The 20496-nt window shown below is 71.6% G+C and carries 20 protein-coding genes and 1 tRNA gene; 11 read left to right on the top strand and 10 right to left on the bottom strand.

Features of this window, described 5'->3' with window-relative positions; translation table 11 throughout:
* Positions 1–136, top strand: a 136-nt coding sequence (locus ABEA93_RS34115) for a heme-binding protein (RefSeq protein WP_345679791.1), incomplete at its 5' end; no start/stop codon positions are given.
* 93 nt (positions 137–229) lie between these two features.
* Here ABEA93_RS34115 and ABEA93_RS34110 read toward each other — a convergent pair.
* Positions 230–670 carry a nitroreductase family deazaflavin-dependent oxidoreductase gene (locus tag ABEA93_RS34110; RefSeq protein ID WP_345679787.1) on the bottom strand — a complete coding sequence of 147 codons (441 nt, stop codon included), beginning with the start codon at positions 668–670 and terminating at the stop codon, positions 230–232.
* Between the two features lie 167 nt (positions 671–837).
* On the opposite strand from ABEA93_RS34110, the gene ABEA93_RS34105 reads away from it, so the two are divergent.
* A complete protein-coding gene (locus ABEA93_RS34105) occupies positions 838–2415 on the top strand; it encodes a YfcC family protein (RefSeq protein ID WP_345679786.1) in 1578 nt (525 codons plus the stop codon).
* Between the two features lie 47 nt (positions 2416–2462).
* Here ABEA93_RS34105 and ABEA93_RS34100 read toward each other — a convergent pair whose 3' ends face one another.
* Positions 2463–3017 carry an SRPBCC family protein gene (locus ABEA93_RS34100; RefSeq protein WP_345679785.1) on the bottom strand — a complete coding sequence of 185 codons (555 nt, stop codon included), beginning with the start codon at positions 3015–3017 and terminating at the stop codon, positions 2463–2465.
* 181 nt (positions 3018–3198) lie between these two features.
* On the bottom strand, positions 3199–3486 hold the full coding sequence (locus ABEA93_RS34095) for a hypothetical protein (RefSeq protein WP_345679784.1): 288 nt from the start codon (positions 3484–3486) through the stop codon (positions 3199–3201).
* 276 nt (positions 3487–3762) lie between these two features.
* Between ABEA93_RS34095 and ABEA93_RS34090 the strand changes: the two genes are divergently transcribed.
* On the top strand, positions 3763–4398 hold the full coding sequence (locus ABEA93_RS34090) for a DedA family protein (protein ID WP_345679783.1): 636 nt from the start codon (positions 3763–3765) through the stop codon (positions 4396–4398).
* A gap of 118 nt (positions 4399–4516) precedes the next feature.
* Here ABEA93_RS34090 and ABEA93_RS34085 read toward each other — a convergent pair whose 3' ends face one another.
* The 3 genes from ABEA93_RS34085 to ABEA93_RS34075 all read right to left on the bottom strand — a co-directional run bounded on the left by ABEA93_RS34085 (position 4517) and on the right by ABEA93_RS34075 (position 6813).
* Positions 4517–5098: a MarR family winged helix-turn-helix transcriptional regulator gene (locus tag ABEA93_RS34085; protein ID WP_345679782.1), complete on the bottom strand. Its 582-nt coding sequence runs from the start codon at positions 5096–5098 to the stop codon at positions 4517–4519.
* A 100-nt stretch (positions 5099–5198) separates the two neighbouring features.
* Complete coding sequence (locus ABEA93_RS34080) at positions 5199–5969, bottom strand: SDR family NAD(P)-dependent oxidoreductase (RefSeq protein WP_345679781.1); 771 nt, start codon at positions 5967–5969, stop codon at positions 5199–5201.
* Positions 5970–6024: 55 nt separating this feature from the next.
* On the bottom strand, positions 6025–6813 hold the full coding sequence (locus tag ABEA93_RS34075; protein WP_345679780.1) for an SDR family NAD(P)-dependent oxidoreductase: 789 nt from the start codon (positions 6811–6813) through the stop codon (positions 6025–6027).
* Positions 6814–6921: 108 nt separating this feature from the next.
* Between ABEA93_RS34075 and ABEA93_RS34070 the strand changes: the two genes are divergently transcribed.
* Positions 6922–8172 carry a sulfotransferase family protein gene (locus tag ABEA93_RS34070; protein ID WP_345679779.1) on the top strand — a complete coding sequence of 417 codons (1251 nt, stop codon included), beginning with the start codon at positions 6922–6924 and terminating at the stop codon, positions 8170–8172.
* A 40-nt stretch (positions 8173–8212) separates the two neighbouring features.
* The gene (locus ABEA93_RS34065) at positions 8213–9391 is read left to right on the top strand and encodes a DUF1214 domain-containing protein (RefSeq protein WP_345679778.1); all 1179 of its coding nucleotides are present in this window, start codon (positions 8213–8215) and stop codon (positions 9389–9391) included.
* A 304-nt stretch (positions 9392–9695) separates the two neighbouring features.
* Here ABEA93_RS34065 and ABEA93_RS34060 read toward each other — a convergent pair.
* Positions 9696–9814, bottom strand: a tRNA-OTHER gene (locus tag ABEA93_RS34060).
* 166 nt (positions 9815–9980) lie between these two features.
* Here ABEA93_RS34060 and ABEA93_RS34055 point away from each other — a divergent pair.
* Entirely contained in the window at positions 9981–11477 is a 1497-nt protein-coding gene (locus tag ABEA93_RS34055) for a cryptochrome/photolyase family protein (protein WP_345679776.1), read from the top strand.
* 110 nt (positions 11478–11587) lie between these two features.
* Here the strand turns inward: ABEA93_RS34055 and ABEA93_RS34050 are convergent, their stop codons facing one another.
* Positions 11588–12214 (bottom strand): YceI family protein, encoded by a 627-nt coding sequence (locus ABEA93_RS34050; RefSeq protein WP_345679775.1) that lies wholly within the window; start codon positions 12212–12214, stop codon positions 11588–11590.
* A gap of 227 nt (positions 12215–12441) precedes the next feature.
* Positions 12442–12756: a GNAT family N-acetyltransferase gene (locus ABEA93_RS34045; RefSeq protein WP_345679774.1), complete on the bottom strand. Its 315-nt coding sequence runs from the start codon at positions 12754–12756 to the stop codon at positions 12442–12444.
* A 169-nt stretch (positions 12757–12925) separates the two neighbouring features.
* Between ABEA93_RS34045 and ABEA93_RS34040 the strand changes: the two genes are divergently transcribed.
* From ABEA93_RS34040 to ABEA93_RS34030, 3 genes are all read left to right on the top strand, one after another.
* Entirely contained in the window at positions 12926–13726 is an 801-nt protein-coding gene (locus tag ABEA93_RS34040) for an SDR family NAD(P)-dependent oxidoreductase (RefSeq protein ID WP_345679773.1), read from the top strand.
* 11 nt (positions 13727–13737) lie between these two features.
* Complete coding sequence (locus ABEA93_RS34035; RefSeq protein ID WP_345679772.1) at positions 13738–14340, top strand: TetR/AcrR family transcriptional regulator; 603 nt, start codon at positions 13738–13740, stop codon at positions 14338–14340.
* Between the two features lie 93 nt (positions 14341–14433).
* Positions 14434–16365 (top strand): flavin-containing monooxygenase, encoded by a 1932-nt coding sequence (locus tag ABEA93_RS34030; RefSeq protein ID WP_345679771.1) that lies wholly within the window; start codon positions 14434–14436, stop codon positions 16363–16365.
* A gap of 260 nt (positions 16366–16625) precedes the next feature.
* Here ABEA93_RS34030 and ABEA93_RS34025 read toward each other — a convergent pair whose 3' ends face one another.
* Positions 16626–17801 (bottom strand): YncE family protein, encoded by a 1176-nt coding sequence (locus ABEA93_RS34025; RefSeq protein ID WP_345679770.1) that lies wholly within the window; start codon positions 17799–17801, stop codon positions 16626–16628.
* 486 nt (positions 17802–18287) lie between these two features.
* On the opposite strand from ABEA93_RS34025, the gene ABEA93_RS34020 reads away from it, so the two are divergent.
* Both ABEA93_RS34020 and ABEA93_RS34015 read left to right on the top strand, forming a co-directional pair.
* The gene (locus ABEA93_RS34020; protein ID WP_345679768.1) at positions 18288–19445 is read left to right on the top strand and encodes a methyltransferase; all 1158 of its coding nucleotides are present in this window, start codon (positions 18288–18290) and stop codon (positions 19443–19445) included.
* Positions 19446–19542: 97 nt separating this feature from the next.
* A complete protein-coding gene (locus ABEA93_RS34015; RefSeq protein WP_345679767.1) occupies positions 19543–20496 on the top strand; it encodes a UDP-glucuronic acid decarboxylase family protein in 954 nt (317 codons plus the stop codon).

The following is a 20496-nucleotide window of genomic DNA, read 5'->3' as shown; positions in this document are numbered from 1 at the left end:
CCTGTTCCTCGGCGGCGGCGCCCCGGTCACCGCCAAGGGCGGCCCGATCGCGGCCATCGGCGTCGCCGGCGCCCCCAGCGGCGACCAGGACGAGCAGTTCGCCCAGGCCGGCGTCGCGTCCCTCAACGCCAAGTAGCCGACCGCAGACCCCCGGCGGCGTCCGTTCCCCCCGACGGCCGCCGCCGGGCTTCGGCGTACCCGACGTGCACAAGAAGCAGAGGAAGCGGAGTCAGTCCACGGGTTCCAGCACGAACAGCGGGATCACCCGGTCCGTCTTCTTCTGATAATCCGCGTACTCGTGGTACGCCTCCACGGCCCGCTCCCACCACTCCTCCCGCTCGGCCCCCTCCGCCAGCCGGGCCCGGTACTCCTTGACCACCGGCCCGTCCTGCAACCGGACTTCGTCCGGGTGAGCGACCAAGTTGTAATACCAGACCGGGTGGTTCGGAGCACCTCCGAGCGAGGCGACGGCCGCATAGCGCGTGCCGTCGCTGACGCGCATCAGCGGCACCTTGCGGATCTTGCCGCTCTTGGCGCCGCGCGTGGTGAGGATGACGACGGGACGGCCGTTCATCGTGCGGCCCTTGTTCCCGTTGCTCTCCTCGTAGCGGGCCACGTGATCGGCGACCCAATTGTGCGGATTCGGTTCGTACTCGCCTTCCCAGGCCATGTCCGCGTTCCTTCCGCCGGGCCACGCCGAAGGCCGCTCCCCCGGCGTCCTGCCCCGCCCCCAACCTAATCGCCCGGCGCCCCGCGCCCCGCCGATCGCTGCCGCCGTTCGGGTGATCTCCGCCGAATGCCGTACACCGTGCCGCCGCGCTTCCCGATCACCCTCACATGAGTTCCGAGCACGCCACAGATTCCCCGACCCAAGGCGGCCACGACGGCGAACCGCCCGAGAAGGACGACAGCGGCAAGAAGGACGAGGGCAAGCGCGGTTTCCGCTTCCCGAGCGCGCTGACCGTCCTCGCCATCGTGACGATCGCCGTGTGGGCGCTGTCGTTCGCGATCCCGTCCGGCGAGTACCAGCGCGGCGAGGACGGCAAGCCCGTCCAGGGCAGCTACCACCACACGCCGAGCCCCGAGGATTTCATCCAACGGCTGAACGACCTGTTCCTGTCCCCGGTCAACGGCCTCTACGGCATCCGGGACGCCGACACCGGCCAGGTCGCACCCGACAACGCCGGCGACCTGTACGGCGCCGCGGGCGTGTTCCTGTTCGTCATCGCCATCGGCGCGTTCATCACGGTGGTGTTCGCCACCGGCGCCCTGGACCGCGGTATCGCCCGTCTCGCGCACCGGCTGCGCACCCGCGGCGCGGTCCTCATCATCGCGATCATGACGGTGTTCTCGGTACTCGGCTCCGTCGAGGGCTTCGCCGAGGAGACGCTGGGGTTCTACGGCCTGATCATCCCGCTCATGCTCGCGCTCGGCTACGACCGCATGGTCGCGACCGGCACGATCATCCTGGGCGCGGGCGTCGGCGTCATGTGCTCGACGGTCAACCCGTTCGCCACCGGTGTCGCGTCGTCGGCGGCCGACATCTCGCTCGGCGACGGCATCGTGCTGCGCGTCGTGATGCTCGTCGTGCTCACGGCGGTCACGATCGCGTACGTCGTCCGATACGCGGTCCGCGTCAAAGCCGATCCGTCCCGTTCGCTGGTCGGCTTCCTCCCCGGAGACCGCGAGCAGGCCGCCGAGGCCGCGACCACCGAGCCCGAGGAGCTGACGCGCACCCACAAGATCGTGCTGGTGGCGGTGACGCTCACCTTCGCGTTCATGATCTTCGCGATCATCCCGTGGGCGCAGGTGCTGACCGGGGACGCGAATGCGGTGGCGTACGTTTGGGAGCTGGACTGGTCGTTCGCCGAGCTGTCCGCGCTGTTCATCGTCGCGGCGGTGCTGGTCGGCCTGCTGGCGGGGCTGGGCGAGGAGAAGCTGTCGTCGACGCTGATCCAGGGGGCGGGCGACTTCATCTCGCCCGCGCTGATCATCATGCTGGCGCGCGGCGTGACCGTGATCATGAACAACGCGAAGGTCACGGACACCGTCCTGCACTCGATGGAGGGTGCCGTGTCCGGCACGTCGTCGGCGGTGTTCGGGATCATGATCTTCGTGGTGAACCTGCCGCTGGCGTTCCTCATCCCGTCGACGTCCGGGCACGCGACGCTCGCCATGCCGATCCTCGCGCCGCTCGCGGACTTCGCGGACGTGCCGCGTGCGCTCGTCGTGACGGCGTGGCAGGCGGCGTCGGGCTGGATGAACCTGTGGGTGCCGACGACCGCGGTGATCATGGGCGGTATCGCACTGGCGAAGGTCGGCTACAACCAGTACCTGCGGTTCGTCTTCCCGCTGCTGGTGATCCTCTTCGTGCTGATCTGCGGTTTCGTCGCGATCGGCTCCAGCCTGTCGTAAAACCCGGAGCCGTCGTAAGACCCGAAGCGGGCCCGGGCCCGGTGTCGTCAGTGGTGCGCCTTGACCTTCCCGCGCGCCACCGCGACCCGGTCCCGGAGTCCGGCCAACGCCCGTTCCAACACCTCGTCGGGGCCGAGGAGTTGCTCGGTCTTCGGGTCGACGGGGCCTGTGCGTCCGACGCCGACCTCGCCGAGGGCCAGGCCTTCGTGGCCGGGCATGCCGCCGAGTTCGAAGGGGCCGCGGACGTGCCGGATGTCGGGGTCGTCGCCCCACGCGTTCTCGTCGTCGAGCATGGCCCGCACGATGCACGTATTCCAGCCGTCGGCGTCGGGTCCGGGGGCGACGACGATCTGGCCGTGGCAGCGCGGACTGTCGAGTTCCCACAGCACGTGCATCAGTTCGCGGTCCGGCACCGCGCGGAGCAGGCCGGTGCGCTTGGCGCCGCCGAGGTCGGTGGTGGTGATGCGCACGGTGTCCGGGCCGGCAGGCGCGGCGTCTTCCACGAAGTCGACGTACGCGGGCATGTTCAGCGGGTCGGACAGCAGGTGGAAGATGTCGTCCGGGGACGCCGTCACCTCGACGGCGCGTTCGTGGGTCGTCATCGCAGTCACCGTTCGGTCGGTATCACTCCCCCGAGCCGGGTGGGACGTCGGCACGGAATCCGACACAACCCCTCCCCAACGCCTACCCGGCCCCGGACCGCCGTAGTCACGGGGTCCGGGGCCGGGTGGGTGCGGGTGCCGCCGAGCCGGACGGGTCCGGCTCGGCGGCGTGCCGCGGGTGTCAGCGCGAGCTGCGGCCGCGGGGGCCGGAGTCGCCGCGCGGACGCTGCTGCTGGTCGCGGTTGGCGGGACGGCGGTCCTGCCGGTCGCGGTTGTTCTCCTGCTGCCGGTCGGCGACGAGCGTGGCCGCGGAGTTCTGGTCGCGGTCGTGGTCGCGGTCGCGGTCCTGCGCGCGGTCCTGGCGGTCCTGCGCGCGGTCGGCGGTGTTGCGGTCTTCCTGGCGCGCACGGGCGTCGTTCGCGATCATCGCGCTCTTCTGCGTGTGCGGCTTGGCCTTGGGCTTGGCCATGATGGCATTCCTCCTTGACGAATCCAGGACTGGACTCCTTTTCACTGTGGCACCGGTCGTCACGCTGCGCCTGTCGAACGGTCACGCTTCGTCATCACCCGCAGGTCGGGGGCGCGCGAAGGCACCGGATCGGCGCAGTGCGGAGGGGCCGTCGCGGGGTGGGCGGCGGGGGCTCGGACACCCGGTCGGCTTCGCGGGGCGCGGCGGCGGGTAAGGAGTGCTGTCCCCGGGCGGTTCGGGTCCGGGGCCGGGACGGCGAGGCGGGGAGGGCGCGGCGTGGAGGCGTGGTTCGATCCGGTGCTGACGGCGGCAAACTCGCCGTGGGCGTATCTGATCGTGTTCACGTTCGCGTATCTGGACGCGATCATTCCGATCGTGCCGAGCGAGACGTCGCTGATCGCGTGTGGGGTGTTCGCGACGGCGACGGGGTTCTCGCCGAACCTGTTCCTGCTGATCGCGCTGGGCGGGCTGGGGGCGTGGCTCGGCGACAACACCGTTTATGCGCTGGGGCGTTGGGCGGAGCCGTTCGCGACGAAGCATCTGCTGAGCGGGGAGCGGGGGAAGAAGGCGCGGGAGCGCGCCGAGGGGTGGTTGCGGGACTACGGCGGGGTCATCATCATCGTCGCGCGGTACATCCCGGGCGGGCGTACGGCGGTGTCGTTGACGGCGGGCACGGTCGACTATCCGTGGCCGAAGTTCCGTTTCTACGCGGCGATTGCGGGCTTTTCGTGGGCGGCTTACGCGGCGCTGCTGGGGTATTGGGGCGGGGCGGCGTTCAAGGACGATCCGCTGAAGGCGGTGCTCGCGGGGATTGCCGCGGCGTTCGCGGTCACGCTGCTGATCGAGGTGGGGCGGCGGATTGCGGCGTGGCGGCGGAAGCGGGCGCGGGCGTCCGAGGCGTCGTCCGAGTAGACGCCCCTCGGCTGCCTCGTCCGCCTCGCCCGCTCCATCCGCCTTGTTCGCCTCGACCGCCGCACGCGCGTCGTCTGGCCGGCGCCGGCCCCCGACGGCACAGGCTCCGTTCCCCCGGCTATTTGGCGGTGCGGCGGCGGCGCGGGGGTTCGGGGGTGGGGGCCGGGTTCCATTGGTGGAAGGTGGCGCCGAGGAGGCGGAGGGCGCGGTCGACGGTGGCGCGGTCGGTGTCGCCGAGGGGTTGGAGGAGTTCGTCGAGCGCGGCGATGCGGGTGCGCATGGCTTCGCGGGCGCGTTCGCGGCCGTGGTCGGTGAGGCAGACGAGGACCGAGCGCCGGTCGCCGGGGTTGGCGCGGCGTTCGACGAGTTCCTTCTTCTCCAGGCGGTCGACGCAGTGGGTCATGCCGCCGGAGGAGTACATGACCAGCGGCTGGAGTTGCCGCAGGGTGAGGCCGGTGGTGTCGGGGCGGGCCGCGAGGGCGGCGAGGACCATGTACTCGGGTGCGGTGAGGTCGAGGGCGCCGATGCTGCGCCGGTCGAACTCCTCCATCGCGATCATCGCCTGGTGGAGGCGAACCACGAAGCCGATGGAGGCGGCGCTCACGTCCGGCAGCACGTCGGACCAGGCGGCGACGACGGCGTCCGCGTAGTCGGCGGACGGCTGCCCCGCCGGGGTTCCGGGTTCCGCGCCGTCGCCCACGTGTTCCTCCGCTGGTTGTGCCGGTCGTGCGTGTCGGTGGGGCGGGTGCCCGGGACGAGGATAGGGCTCGCCGGCGGCGCGGCCGGGCGGGAAGTGCGGGTCACGGGCGTGGCGAGGACACGCGGTAGTTGCCTTGGAGGACGACGCCGGAGATCAGGGAGGCGGCGTCGGAGGCCAGCCAGGCGACCATTTCGGCGACTTCCTCGGGGCGGCTCATACGGCGCAGGAGGGCGCCGCGGCCGAACTGCTCGGGGCCGCCGGGGACGTTTTCGAGCCAGGCGAGCATGGGTTCGGTGGCGGTCGGGCCGGGGGTGATGGCGTTGCAGCGGATGCCTTCTTCGGCGTACTCCATGGCGACGGTCTGGGTGAGGTTGATCACCGCGGCTTTGTGGGCGGCGTAGGCGCCGAGGCGGTATTCGCCGCCGACGCCGGCGCCGGAGGAGGTGGTGACGATGGAGCCGCCGCCTTGGGCGATCATGTGCGGGAGGACGGCGCGGATGCCGTAGAAGACGCTGTCGAGGACGACGCGCTGCTGGGTGCGCCACTCGTCGTCGGTGATGTCGCCGACGCGTCCGGCGATGGAGAACGCGGCGTTGTTGTGGAGGACGTCGACGCGTCCGTAGATGTCGACGGTGGTGGCGACGAGGGCGCGGATGTAGGCGTCTTCGGCGACGTCGCCGTCGTGGGTGACGGCTTCGCCGCCCGCGGCGCGGATCTCGGCGGCGACGGCGGCGGTGCGTTCGGGCCGCAGGTCGCCGAGGACGAGCCGGACGCCGCCGCGGGCGAGGCGCAGGGCGGTGGCGCGGCCTATGCCGGATCCGGCGCCGGTGACGATGGCGGTTTTGCCGGCGAGGCCGAGGGGGTCGGTCATGGGTGCTGCCTTCCGTGGGTCGTGGCGCGCAGGGGCTGGTCTGCCGGGGGTGTGGTCACGCCCGCATCTGTCCGCCGCCGTCGACCATGAAGGTCTCGCCGGTGATGTACTGCGCGGCGTCCGACAGCAGGAACAGCACCGGCGGTGCGATGTCCCGCTCCGGGTCTCCGTCGCGCCGCATCGGGTGCTGGGCGTACATCGCGTCGAACACCGCGCGCCGCTCCGGGTCGTCGGCCGGGGGCATGCGGTGTGCGGCGGAGGCCGGGCAGACGCAGTTGACGGTGATCCCGTACTGGCCCCACTCGCGCCCCGCGGTGCGGGTCAGCGACCGGACGGCTTCCTTGGACGCGCTGTACGGGCCGTAGCCGGCGCCGCCGCTCATGCCCACGGCGGACCCCATGGTGACGATCCGCCCGCGCCCGGCTTCCTTCATGTACGGGAACACCGCCTGCATCGCCCACAGCGTCCCCTTGGGCCCGGTGTCGAACAGCAGGTCCATGTCGGACTCGCGGACGTCTTCCAGCGGCATGACCGGCCGGAACGACTGCGCGTTGGCGACCAGGCCGTCGATGCGTCCGAAGCGTTCGTGGACCTGCCGGGCGAGGTCGACGGCGGCCTCGCGGTCGGCGACGTTCCCGGGCACGGCCAGGTGCTCGATGCCCAGCTCGTCCAGCTCGGCCGACAGCGCGGCGAGCCGTTCCGGTTTGCGGCCGGTGACGGCCAGTCGCGCGCCCTGCTGCCCGAGGTGCCGGGCGAGGCCGCGGCCGATGCCGCGGGACGCGCCGGTCACGATGACGACATGGCCGCGGATGCCCGCGTCGGCGGGCTCGTGTGCGCCGTTCATGCACCCCTCCCTATTTCCTTCTCATGAAGAAACTTATAAAGAAGGTATTAGCGTGTCCATGGCGAAAGGGGAAGCAATGCCGAAGATCACCGCCGCCGGGGCGCCCGCATGACCGCGAGCGGCCTCCCGCCGCGGCCCGACTGGGTGCGCGCGGTCAACGACGGGCGGGTCGACCCGCTGGTCGAGGACGCCGTCGCGCCGTTCCGCCGGGACACGCTGCTCGACCAGGCACGTGTGCAGACCGGGCTCGCCGATTTCGGCGCCGACGACTTCCTGGAGCCGCTCGACCTGCTGCTCGCCGACCTGGAAGCCCACGCGCGGCTGACCCGGGTCGGGCGCTGGCAGACGCACCGGTACCTCCTGCGGCTGCTGCGGCAGCGCCTGCTGGTCGCCGAGTACGTCAAGCGCGATCCGGGGGTGCGGGACGAGCGGATCGAGGAGCCGCTGTTCGTGGTCGGCGCGCCGCGCACCGGCACGTCGATCCTGCACGCGCTGCTCGCCCAGGACCCCGCGCACCGGGTGCCGGAGGGCTGGGAGCTGCTGCTGCCCGTGCCGCCGCCATCGCCCGATCCCGAGGTGTTCGCCGCGGATCCGCGGATCGCGGTCGCGGACGCGGAGCTGCGGGTGTTCGACCGCGTGTCGGGGGCCTTGGACGCCATCCACGTGTACGGGGCGCGCCTGCCGAAGGAGTGCCTGTCCGCGCAGTCGTTCGCGTTCCGCTCGCAGGAGTTCCCGGCGCGCTACCACGTGCCGAACTACACGGCGTGGCTGCTGGGTTGCGACATGGGTCCGGCATACGAGTACCACAAGACGGTGCTGCAGATCCTGCAGCGCGGCTTCCCGCGGGGGCGGCGCTGGGTGCTGAAGAGTCCGGCGCACCTGCACACGCTGCCGGATCTGCTGCGCACGTACCCCGACGCGCGGATCGCGGTCACGCACCGCGATCCGATCACAGTGCTCGGATCGGTCAGCAGCCTTATTGCCACGCTGCGTTGGGTGCACAGCGACGACGTCGGCTTCGCGGCCATCGGCAAGTACCACGAGGACTTGTATGCGGGCGACTTGGACCGGCTCGTCGACTTCGACGCGAGCGGGCAGAGCACCGCAATGGTGCACGGGCAGTACGCCGACTTCCTGCGTGCGCCCCTCGACACCGTCCGGGCGATGTACGAGGGCCTCGGCATGACCCTCGCGCCCGCCGCCGAGGAGCGGATGCGCACATATCTGGCCGGACGGCCGAAGGACAAGCACGGTGTGCACAGCTATTCGTTCGACGACCTCGGGCTCGACCGGGCGCACGCCGACGCCCGGTTCGACCGCTACCGCACGCATTTCGCCGTGCCGCGCGCCACGCAGTGACCGTACGCCGGCAGGCAAGGCCGACGAGAGTGGAGGACTCATGACCGAACGCCCGGACCACGACGCCTGGAACGCGTTCTGCGACGCGCTGCGCGCCGCGGGCGACCGCATCCTCGCCGACGACTTCCCCACGTCGGCGCCCGAGGAGCGCGCCGAGGGCTTCCGCCACTTGGCGCAGCAGGCGGCCTGCTGGCTGACTTGGAGTGTGGGGCATGCGGATCCGCGGGATCCGCGGTTCATGCGGCAGAACGACCTGTTCACGCAGTGGGGCGGGCCGAACGTCGACAACCTGTACAAGCATGCGCGGATCGACGCGGCGGGCGCTTACCGGATCCGCGGGAACATGCACTCCTGCGAAGAGTTCCTGATGGCGTTGCGCATCGGGAACATGCATCAGGAGAAGTACGGGACGCTCGCCGAGGTGACCGCGACCGATCTGGGCATCGGCCCGGGCGATGCGTTCGAGATCCTGGTGGGCGGGCCGGAGCCGGCCGACCCGGCGGTGCGCTGGGTGCCGATCCCGGACGGTGCGCGGATGGTGAACATCCGGGAGTACTACTACGACTGGCACGAGGCCGAGCCGGCCGTGTTCACGATCGAACGGCTCGACGTTCCGGCCGCGGTCGAGCGCCTCTCCCCTGCCGCGATCGCGGACGGGCTGGGCGAGGCGGCGTCGCAGTTCACCGGTTCGGTCGAGTACTGGAACGAGTACCAGCGCGCGGCGCGCGGGCGCGGCGAGGACAACACGTTCATCCAGCCGCGGAACGAGCCGAAGGGGCTCAAGGGGCTGGTGTACGCGTTCTGCTTCTACAACCTGCGGCCGGGCGAGGCGCTGGTGGTGGAGAGCGAGGCTCCGATCGCCCGCTACTGGTCGTACCAGCTGTACCGGCTGGGCTGGTTCGAACCGGTGGAGTCGATCCACGCGACGGGCGGGCTCAACCACCGGCAGATCACGCCGGATCCGGACGGGCTGTTCCGGGTCGTGCTGGCCGCCGACGATCCGGGGGTGGCGAACTGGCTGGACACCGGCGGGCGTTCGGAAGGCATGCTGACCTTCCGGTGCGCGTGGGCGGACAACCGTCCGGAGCCGGTGGCGCGCGTGGTCGCGGCCGCCGACCTGGCCCGCGAACTCCCCGACTCCCCGCGGCTGACCCCGGCGGAACGACGGGCGCAGATCGCCGCCCGCGAGGCGCACGCAGCGTGGCGGTTCCGGACCTGAGCCCGGGTATCCCCGCCGCGGCGTTCGTGCCGGGTGCTGTCGGGTGCCGAATCCGCTCCGCACCGTAGCCATCCGGCAACTTAGCGGCACAACAAGGGAGTTCAGGCGTTATTTCGGCCCGCACGCGATCCGCCCTGGACCCCACCGGGGCGCGATAGCTCGCCGCGGGCCGCGACGGCCCCGGCACGCGGCACGGAAACGCCCCTGCCCGGGCCGGCGGGATCTTCCCGTCGGACCCGGGCATCAGCGTGTCCGGCCTGGTGAAGGGGCGATGGCCTTGACCGGCCCGAGTCCAAGTCGGCCGCGGTGCCGACGGGATTCGAACCCGCGGACGGATGGGAGCAGGCCCGCCCCGTCTCCATCAGTCGACGTGGGAGGGACCTCACCCACGCCGATTGCCATGGGCCGCTCGGCCACGGCACCGCAACCTGCGGGAATGCGCGCACACCGGCAGCACGCAGATCGGGAGACATCGCCCTGGGCACGGAGCGGCTCATCGGCGCCCCTGGAAACGAATCGCTCGTCCGTTCGGGTGGGGTTTGGGTTTGGTGGGCGCTGCGACGGCGACTGCGGGACAGCATGGGGCGTCATGGCCAACGCGCACTGGTTGTTCGGCGATCAACTGGGTCCTCACTTCGTCGCTCCTGGGGACGGCGGCCCGCACAGGGACGCGCCCGTGGTGATGGTCGAGGCCCGCTCGGTGTTCCGGCGCCGCACATTCCACCGGGCGAAAGCCCACCTGATCCTGTCCGCGATGCGGCGGCGTGCTGCGGAGCTCGGAGATCGTGTGACGTACGTCCGCGCGGACACGTACCGCGACGGGCTCGACAAGGCCGTGGGCAAGGCGCAGGTGACGGTGCACCATCCCACTTCGCATGCCGCGATGCGGTTCGTACGCTCGCTCGACCAGGTCACGGTGCTGCCCGCACGGGGCTTCCTGGTCGCCCGGGACGCGTTTGGTCAGTGGGTCGGCGACCGAGGCGAACGGCATTGGCGCCAAGAGGACTTCTATCGCTGGGTGCGGCGCGAGCGCGGGCTGCTGATGGACGGAGCGGAACCGGCGGGCGGCCGGTGGAACTTCGACCACGACAACCGCGCCTCCCCGCCACGCGGCGTGCGCGAGTTGGATGTGCCTCCCCCGTACCACCCCCGCGAGGACGACGTCGACGACGAGGTGCGACACGACTTGGACGCGTGGGAGCGCGCCGGTGACGTGGCTTTTGTGGGACGTGACGGACCCCGGCTGTTCCCCGCGTCCCGCCGTGAGGCCCGCGCGGCACTGAAACGGTTCGTCGCCGACCGACTGCCGAATTTCGGCACCTACGAGGACGCCATCCTGTCGGCCGACCCCGTCATGAGCCACAGCCTGTTGTCGGCTCCGCTGAACCTGGGACTACTCGACCCGGCCGAGTGCGTCGAGGCCGCCGAAGCGGCGTGGCGCCGCGGCGACGCACCGCTGAACAGCGTCGAGGGCTTCATCCGGCAGATCGCGGGCTGGCGCGAGTACGTGTGGCAGCTTTACTGGCACTTCGGTGAGCGGTACCGCGCAAGCAACGTGCTCGGGCACACCGCGCCGCTGCCTCGGTGGTTCCGCGAGGCGGACGCCGATGCCGTCGAGGCGAACTGCCTGAGGTCCGTCCTGGGCCAGGTCCGCGACACGGGGTGGACCCACCACATTCCACGCCTGATGATCCTCGGCAGCCATGCGCTCCAGCGCGGCTGGGATCCCGCGGCGGTCACCGACTGGTTCCACCGGCTGTTCGTCGACGGCTACGACTGGGTGATGGTCCCCAACGTGGTCGGGATGTCGCAATACGCCGACGGCGGCCGGATGACGACGAAGCCGTACACCTCCGGCGGCGCGTACGTGCACCGTATGAGCGACCTGTGCGGGCCATGCGCCTTCCGGCCGACGGAACGCCTGGGACCGCACGCGTGCCCGTTCACCGGTGGATATTGGGCGTTCCTGCACCGGCACCGCGAACTCCTCGAGCGCAACCCGCGCATGACCCGCGCGGTCCAGGGCCTCGACCGGCTGACGGACCTCGACCAGGTCTTGGACCAATGGGGCAGCCCAAACGCGTGACACGGGGACTCACGTGCCGTGCGGCGGAAACGCCCCTGCCCGGGCCGGCGGGATCTTCCCGTCGGACCCGGGCATCAGGGTGTCCGGCCTTGTGAAGGTGCGGAGTGGCCTCAGGCCGCCTTGACCGCGGAGATGTCGAAGTTGAGCTTGACCTTCTCGCCGATCAGCACGCCGCCGGTCTCCAGCGCGGCGTTGTAGGTGAGGCCCCACTCGGTGCGGTCGATCGTGGTGCCGCCTTCGAAGCCGACGCGGTCGACGCCGTAGGCGTCCTTGGCGCTGCCGGTGTAGGTCAGGTCGAGGACGACCGGCTTGGTGACGCCCTTGATGGTCAGGTCGCCGACCAGGCGGAACGTGTCGTCGCCGCGGCGCTGCGCGGACGTGCTGCGGAAGGTGATCTCCGGGTGCGCTTCGACGGCGAAGAAGTCGCCGGTGCGCAGGTGCTCGTCGCGCTGGGCCTGCTTGGTGTCGATGCTGGCGACCTTGATGGCGATCTCGGCGCTCGACGCCGCCGGGTCGGCGCCGTCCAGCTTGAGGAGGCCTTCGTACTCGGTGAAGGCGCCGCGGACGTTGGTGACCATCGCGTGCCGGACGGAGAAGCCGATCTCCGAGTGCACCGTGTCGATGACGTAGTTGCCGGACAGGTGGGACAGGTCCTGCAACGAGGCCGGCGCCTCGGCGACGGCCGTGACCACGGCGGTGGCGTCGTCGTTCTTGCGGGAGCGGGAGAAGAGGCCCATGGCGGTGTCCTTCGGTGGGGGCGATCGGGGGAGCGATCTTGTTTGTTGAATCTTCAACCTTGCGAGTAAGACGATAGCGCGCGCTCGTTGAAAGTTCAACCAAAACCGCGACGCCGCCCGAACGCCCTGGTCGGAGGGCATCCGGACGGCGTCGGAAGGGACCGTCACGGCCGCAGCGGGGCTGCGGCAGGACCGGCAGCGAGGCTGTGGGGGGGCTGCGGCGGGGCCTACAGCTCGAACTTCTCGCGGTGCTGCATCGGCACCAGGTCCACGTACTCGGGGTGCTTGCGGATCCACCCGCGGATGAACGGGCAGTACGGCAGCACCCGCAGCCCGCGCGCCCGCACCTCGTCCAGCGCCGCTTGCGCCAGCTTGCCGCCGAGGCCCTGGCCGCCGAACCGCGGATCGATCTCGGTGTGGATGAACGCGATCTCTTCGCCGTGCAGGTGGTACTCGGCGAAGCCGGCCAGCTCCGCCGCGGACTCCCCCGCGTAGATCTCGAATCGCGACTGCTCCGGGTTGTCCACGACGCGCGGTTCCACGGTTCCTCCTGAGGGGACATGCGACAGGTCCCGCCAGTATCTCCCGCCCCGGACACCCCTCCGGAAATGCACACCGTTCCCCGTTTACATATGCACACACCCCATGTATCTGTGAACCCCGACGCGACCAGGCGGCGCGGCCTCGGGCCCGCCACGGGGAGGGGTACATATGAGCACCGGCACCAGCAAGGACGCGCTCGACAAGCTCGGCGCACCGGGCACCGGCGTCGTCGTCACCGGCGGCGCCTCCGGCATCGGCCGCGCCACGGCCCTCGCGCTCGCCGAGGTCGGCCGCCCTGTGTCGCTGTGGGATCTCGCCGGGGACGCGGCCGCGGAGGTCGCCGCCGAATGCGCCAAGCGCTACGGGGTCACCACCCACCACGCCGCCGTCGACGTCGCCGACCGCGACGCCCTCGCCCGCGCCGCCGGCGAGGCCGTCGACGCGCTGAGCACCGTGGGCGGCCTCGTGCACTCCGCGGGCATGGTCCGCCCGGACCAGACCGACGCGCTCGGCACCGACACGTGGGACACCGTCCTCACGGTCAACCTGCGCGCCCAGGTCGACGCCGTCCAAGCGCTGCTGCCCGCGCTCCGCGCGTCCGGCCCCGGCGCGGCGATCGTCGGCATCGCGTCGATCGAGGCGCTCATCGGCGAGGGTTCGATCCCGTCGTACGTGGCGTCGAAGCACGGCCTCCTCGGCCTCGTCCGGTCGCTCGCGCACCGGTTCGGCCCGGAAGGCATCCGCGTCAACGCGGTGTGCCCGGGCTACGTCGAGACGCCGATGATGGCCATGCCGCTGACCATCGACGGCTACCGCGAGCGCCTCGAGGCCCGCACGCCGATGCGGCGCCTGGCGCAGCCGGAGGACATCGCCCGCGCGGTGCGGTTCCTGCTCAGCAACGAGGCCTCGTTCATTTCCGGTGTGCCGCTGACCGTGGACGGCGGCGTCACGGCGGCCGGCGGGCAGTAGCGGTCGGCCCCATGCCCGGCACCTTGCCCCGCCCGGGGCCCGACGGGCCCGTCGGCACCCGGGAACGCATCCTCGCCGCCGCCACCGCGCAGGTGCGGCGGCGCGGGCTGCGGCGGGTCACGATGGACGACGTCGCGCGCGAAGCGGGCGTGTCGCGGCGCACGGTCTACGTGCACTTCGCCGACCGCGACGACCTGATCCACGGTGTCCTTGCCCGCAACGCCGCCGGGCACGTCGCCGCGATCGCCCCGCACGTCCGCGCGCACGCCACGCTCGCCGCGCAGGCGGGCGAGGCGGCGGTGCGCGTGCACGCCCGCTCCCCGCAGGCGTACGCGCTCGGGTTGGCGGAGCGCGACGGCGAGTCGGAGGACGCCGCGGTGCGGCTGCTGCGCGGCCTGGCGTTCGACGCCTGGCTGCACTTCTGGTCGCCGCTCGTGGAACACGCCCGCGACCGCGGCGAAGTGCGTGCCGATCTGGACACCGCACAGGCCGCGGAATGGATCGTGCGCGCGGTCATCTCGCTCGTCCTCGTGCCCGCCCGCAGTTTCGACCCCGACGACCCGGAGCAGGTACGCCGGTTCGTCGCCGACCACATCACCCGCGGGCTGTGCTGAGCCAAGCCGGTGCCGCACCCCTGTCCCTCAGCCCCATCCCCAGCCTCTTCCCTCAGCCCCATCCCCCAGCCCCGCGCCCGGAACAGGACTGCCATGAACGCCCGTAATCCGCACGCAGGTTCACCGTTCGCCGACGACGATGCGGCGATCGCCGCCGCGCTCGAGGACGTCAGTATCCCGGCGCTGATGCTGTCGCTCGTCCATCTCACCGGCGACCCCTCGTACATCCGCGGCCCGATCAAGCCGCGCATGCTGGTGCTCAACGAAGTGCAGGGCTTCATGCCCGAAGAGGAGAAGGCCGAGGTGCGCCGGATGGCCTTGGAGGCCATCAAGGCGTACCGCGACGGCGGCTGCGAGCTGCCCACGCAGCCCGGTCCGGAGCTGCTCCACGAGATGATGAACTGGGTCGCCTGCGAGGAGATTCCGCAGGAGTACGTGCCGATGCTGTTCGAGGAGATGGAACTCGACGGGGTCGACGCGCGCCGCGGCTCGGTCCGCGCCGAGCAGGATGTGTGCGCGGACTTCCCGGTGCTGGTCATCGGCTGCGGCCAGTCCGGCCTGCTGGCGGGAATCCGGCTCAAGGAGGCCGGCATTCCGTTCACGATCGTGGAGAAGAACGCGGGCGTGGGCGGGACCTGGTACGAGAACACCTACCCGGGCGCACGGGTGGACGTCGGCAACCACTTCTACTGCTACAGCTTCGAACCCGTCGACCAGTGGACCGAGTTCTACGCCCGGCAGCCGGAACTCCAGTCCTACTTCCAGGGTGTGATGGAGCGTCACGGCGTCGACAAGCACGTACGGTGGAACACCGAGGTGCTGTCGGCGGAGTGGGACGAGGCCGCCGCGGTGTGGCGGGTCGCGGTGTGCACGGGCGGAGTGACCGAGACGCTGACCGCGCGCGCGGTGATCTCCGCGGTCGGCATGCTGAACCGGCCGAAGCTGCCGGAGATCGACGGCATGGACGAGTTCGCGGGACCGTCGTTCCACTCGGCGCGGTGGGACCACGACGTCGACTACCGCGGCAAGAAGGTCGTGCAGATCGGCGCGGGCGCGAGCGGCTTCCAGATAGCGCCGACGCTGGCGCCGGACGTCGAGCGGCTGACCGTATTCCAGCGGACCGCGCAGTGGATGTTCCCCAACGCGGCCTACCACAGCAAGACGGGGCCGGGCGTGCAGTGGGCGATGCGGCACCTGCCGTTCTACGGCCGCTGGTACCGCTTCATGATCTTCTGGCCGGGCAGCGACGGCGCGCTGATGAGCGGCCGGATCGACCCGGAGTGGCCGCACCAGGACCGTGCGGTGAGCGCACGCAACGACCAGACCCGGGTGTTCTTCACCGACTGGATCAAGAGCCAGGTCGGCGACGACGAGGAGCTGCTGGCGAAGGTGGTGCCGGACTATCCGGCGACGGGCAAGCGCACGCTCCAGGACAACGGGAGCTGGCTGCGCGCCCTCAAGCGCGACAACGTCGACCTGGTGCGCGAGGGCATCGCCCGGATCGAGAAGGACGCGGTGGTGACCGAGTCCGGGGCGCGCTACGAGGCCGACGTCATCGTGTACGCGACGGGCTTCCAGGCCAACCGGTTCCTGTGGCCGATGCGGATCGTCGGCCGCGACGGCGCGGTGCTGTCCGAGCAGTGGGGCGACGAGCCGACGGCGTACCTGGGCATCACGGTGAAGAACTTCCCGAACTTCTTCTGCCTGTACGGCCCCGGCACGGGGCTCGCGCACGGCGGCAGCCTGATCTTCCAGTCGGAATGCCAGATGCGGTACGTGATGGCGTGCGTGGACAAGCTGGTGTCCGACGGGCACCGCGCGATGGAGCCCACCGAGGAAGCGCAAGAGGCCTACACCGAACGCCAGTTGGCGGAGATCAAGACGATGGTGTGGTCCTCCCCCGCGATCAGGCACTCGTGGTTCAAGAACGCCGCGGGCGACATCTACACGGCCAGCCCGTGGCGCCTCGTCGACTACTGGAACTGGACGAAGGGCCCGGACATGGCGCACTACACGGTGCGCTGACCGGGCTTCCGGAAACGGCGCGGGAGCAGCGGCGTGGGGAGCGACACCGCCGCCCCCGCGCCGCGGTGCGGCGTGCCGGGCGCTGTCCCGCGGATCATGCCTCGGGGTCGAGGGGCCGGAGGTCGTAGAGGACGGCCGTGGCACTCGCCGTCGCGATCGAACCGGTGGCCGAGGCGGTCGATGTGCCGCACGAAGGTGAAGGACTCAAGTGCTGTCATGCCTTCGGCGCTCCAGGTCCCGTCCGGTGGATATTCGCGCCCCTAGGGCAGGACGACGACGCCGAGCGGCCGGGCGCCGACCGTGAGGCGGCGGGTGTCGCCGCTGGTCAGGTCGACGACCGTGATGCCGTCCCAGGAACCGTCGCGGGTGAAGCCGCCGGTGACGTAGGCGGTCTTGCCGTCGCGGCTCGAGGTGACGTCCTCGTGGGCGCCTTGGAGGCGGATGACGCGTTCGCCGCCGGCCGGGTCGCGGACGGTCAGCGACGCGGGCCCGTGCACGGTGCCGTCGCTGCCGGTGCCGACGACGAGGAGTCGGCCGTCGGGGGTGAGCGCGGTGCCGTGCTGGTGGGTGCTCGCCGTCATGCGTTCCACGGCGACGTCGCCGGTGCGCGGGTCGAGGACGGCCAGCCGTTCGCCTTCGAACGGGAGGACGAGGCGCCCGTCCGCGCGCATCTCGGCGTAGTGCGGCTTGAGCCAGCCGCCGAGGCCGCCCTTGGTGCCGTAGGGGGCGACGGTCATGCGGCGGGCGGACAGGGTGTCGGCGCGCACCGCGGTGACCGTGTACGCGTCGTGGTCGACGCTGTACGCCTCGGAGCCGTCGCGGGCGACGACGACGTCGAACGGCCGACGCCCGGTCGGCACCGAGCCGACGACCGTCCGCGTGGCGGTGTCGACGACCTGGAGGACGCCGTCCTCGCCGGGGATGTTGACGCCGACGTAGACCCGCGAGCCGTCCGGGGAGATCGCGATGCCCATGCCGCCGCCTCGGTACTCGCCGTAGGTCGGGCGCCCTGTGTCGACGGTGTAGGGGACTCGGCCGAGCAGGACGCGCTGCTTGGTGTCGACGATCGCGACACCTTCCGCGGTGGCCACCCAGGCGCGCCCGTCGGAGCCGAGCGCGATGCCGTACGGCGCGGTACCGACCTCGACGGACCCGAGCCCGCCGCGGGCCGGATCGACAAAAGTGACGGTCTTGCCGCCGAAGTCGGCGACAAGGAGGGTCTCGCCGTCGGGGGTGGGGACGGCCGGGGGTGCGGCGGGGGTGCCGGGCCCGGGGGTGCCAGGACCGGGTACGGCGGGCGTGCCGGGCGCGCGGGCCGCGCCGGCGTCGGCGGGGCGAGGCGCGGGCGGCGTGCCGGAGGCAGCGGAGGAGCCGTCCGACGCGCACGCGCTCAGCAGCAGTCCGGCGACGGCCAGCCCGACGGCACCAAGGGTCATACGACGGCCACGACGACGTGCCGATCCGGAGGGGGACGACACGCCCGCCTCCCGCTCCGCACCGATGAGGCCGAACGCGACACGACGGCCTCGGCAGGGCGCGGAGCCGAGCGAGGACGATGATCCGGCCACCCGCGGGCCGTCTGCGTCGGCCGCCGCCCCCCGCCCGTTACCGGACGCGACTCCCCCAGGCCGCTCGACTCGATCGCGCCGTTGCGTCACTGCCCGCTCCTCTCGCCCGTCCCGGTCCGCGTGCCCTGCTCCGCCTGGTCCCCGACGCACAGCGGGTTCCGCGCGGACGGCTCCGCCGGATTCCAGCTTCCGCCCGCGGCGGCGGGCCTCCGGTCGGCCGTTCGGGTCGGGTGCGGAACCGATCGGCGCATCGCGGGTCATCCGATCGGTTGATGCGGCTGCGGCGCCGACCGGTTCGGTTCCGCCGGGCGCGCGATTCTGGGGCGGTCCGTCGGCCGCGCCCCAGGGAGTCCGGTGTCCGCATCCGAATCCGCCGCCGAGCCCCCGCCCGAGCAGCACGGCACACCCGGCCCCACGCCGCCGCCCGAGCGCGACGCCACCCCCGGCCCGGACCCGGCAGCCGACCCGTCCGCCCCCTCCCCCGCTCGCGGCGGCCCCGTCACCGCCGACCGGATCATGGAGATCGGCATGGGTTTCTGGCCCGCGAAAGCGTTGTTGAGCGCCGTGGAGCTGGGACTGTACCCCGCCTTGTCCGAGGGGCCGCGGACGGCGGCCGAGCTGCGGGACCGCATCGGCCTGCATCCGCGGGCGGCCCGCGACTTCCTCGACGCCCTGGTCGCGCTCGGGCTGCTCGCCCGGGACGGCGACGGCGAGGACGGCCGGTACGCGAACACGCCGGAGACCGCCCGTTTCCTGGTCCCGGGATCGCCGGGCTACCTCGGCGGCTTCCTCGCCATGGCGAACGCACGGCTGTACGGCTTCTGGGGCCGCCTCACCGACGGTCTGCGCACCGGACGGCCGCAGAACGAGATCCGCGACCGCGACACCCCCGCATTCGACGCCCGCCATGCCGACCCGGTGCGGCTGCGCATGTTCCTGCAGGCGATGACGGGGCTCACCCGGTCATTGCTGCCCGCGCTCGGGGAGAAGTTTCCGTGGGACCGGTACAAGTCCGTCGCGGACATCGGCAGCGGGGAGGGCTCGTTGCTCGGGCACCTGGTGACGGTGTTCCCGCACCTGACCGGCGTCGGGTTCGACCTGCCGCCGGTCGGCGGCCCGTTCGAGGAGTTCACCGCGGCGGCCCGCATCTCCGACCGGGTGCGGTTCGTGCCCGGTGATTTCCTGCGCGATTCGCTGCCGCCGGCCGACGTCCTGGTCTTCGGGCACATCCTGCACGACTGGGACCGGGACACGAAGCTCAAGCTGCTCGCCAAGGCGCACGACGCGCTGCCCGAAGGCGGTGCGGTGATCGTGTACGAGTCCCTCGTGGACGACGCCCGCCGCACGAACGCATTCGGCCTGCTGATGAGCCTCAACATGCTCGTCGAGACACCCGGCGGCTTCGACTTCACCGCGGCCGACTGCCGCCGCTGGCTCACCGAAACGGGTTTCCGCAGCACGTCCGCGACGCCGCTGTACGGGCCGGAGGGCATGGTCGTCGGCATCAAATAGGCGGCGCCCGAGTCGCGCGCCACGCCCCGCGGGTGTGCCCTGGTAACAAGGGCGTCTTTTCGGCACGCCCGGTACAGCGACACGACCAGGTGACGTCATGCGCGTTCTCGTCATGGGCGGCAGCGGCTTTCTCGGATCCCATCTGTGCGACGTGCTCATCGCGCGCGGCGACGAGGTGGTGTGCGTCGACAACTTGTGCACCGGCAACGAGGCGAACATCGCCCACCTGCGCGGTTCTCCGCGTTTCCGGTTCGTCCCCGCCGACGTCACCGACCACTTCGACTTCACCGAACCGCTCGACGCCGTCGCCGACTTGGCGTGTCCGGCTTCCCCGCCCGATTACCAGCGGCTGCCGCTGGAGACGCTCGCGGCGGGCAGCCACGGCACCGAGAACGGTCTGCGGGTCGCGCGCCGTCACGGGGCACGGTTCGTTCTCGCGTCCACCAGCGAGGTGTACGGCGACCCGGAGATCCATCCGCAGACCGAGGACTACTGGGGCCACGTCAACCCGATCGGGCCGCGGAGCATGTACGACGAGGGCAAGCGCTACGCGGAGGCCGTCGCCAGCACGTACCGCCGCACCCTCGGCGCCGACGTCGGCATCGTCCGGATCTTCAACACGTACGGGCCCCGGATGCGCCCCGACGACGGCCGCGTGGTCTCCACCTTCATCACCCAGGCGCTCTCCGGCACGCCGCTGACCGTGCACGGCGACGGATCGCAGACCCGCAGTTTCTGCTACGTCGACGACTTGGTCGCGGGCCTGGTCGCGATGCTCGACGCCGCCGAGCCCGGGCCGGTCAATCTCGGCAACCCCAACGAGCGCACGGTCGCCGAGCTGGCGCAGCTCGTGCTCGACGTCACCGGCTCCGCGTCGCCGATCCGGTACGCGCCGCTGCCCGTCGACGACCCCGTGCGGCGCCGTCCGGTCGTCGACCGGGCCCGGGACCGCCTCGGCTGGACGCCGCGCGTTCCGCTCGACGACGGGCTGCGGCGGACCGCCGACTGGTTCCGCACCCGGATCCCCGTCCCCGTCGCGCCCAGGAGTTGA

It is taken from the genome of Yinghuangia aomiensis (assembly GCF_039542225.1).
GTDB lineage: Bacteria > Actinomycetota > Actinomycetes > Streptomycetales > Streptomycetaceae > Yinghuangia > Yinghuangia aomiensis.
This window is presented reverse-complemented; position numbering and strand designations above follow the sequence as displayed.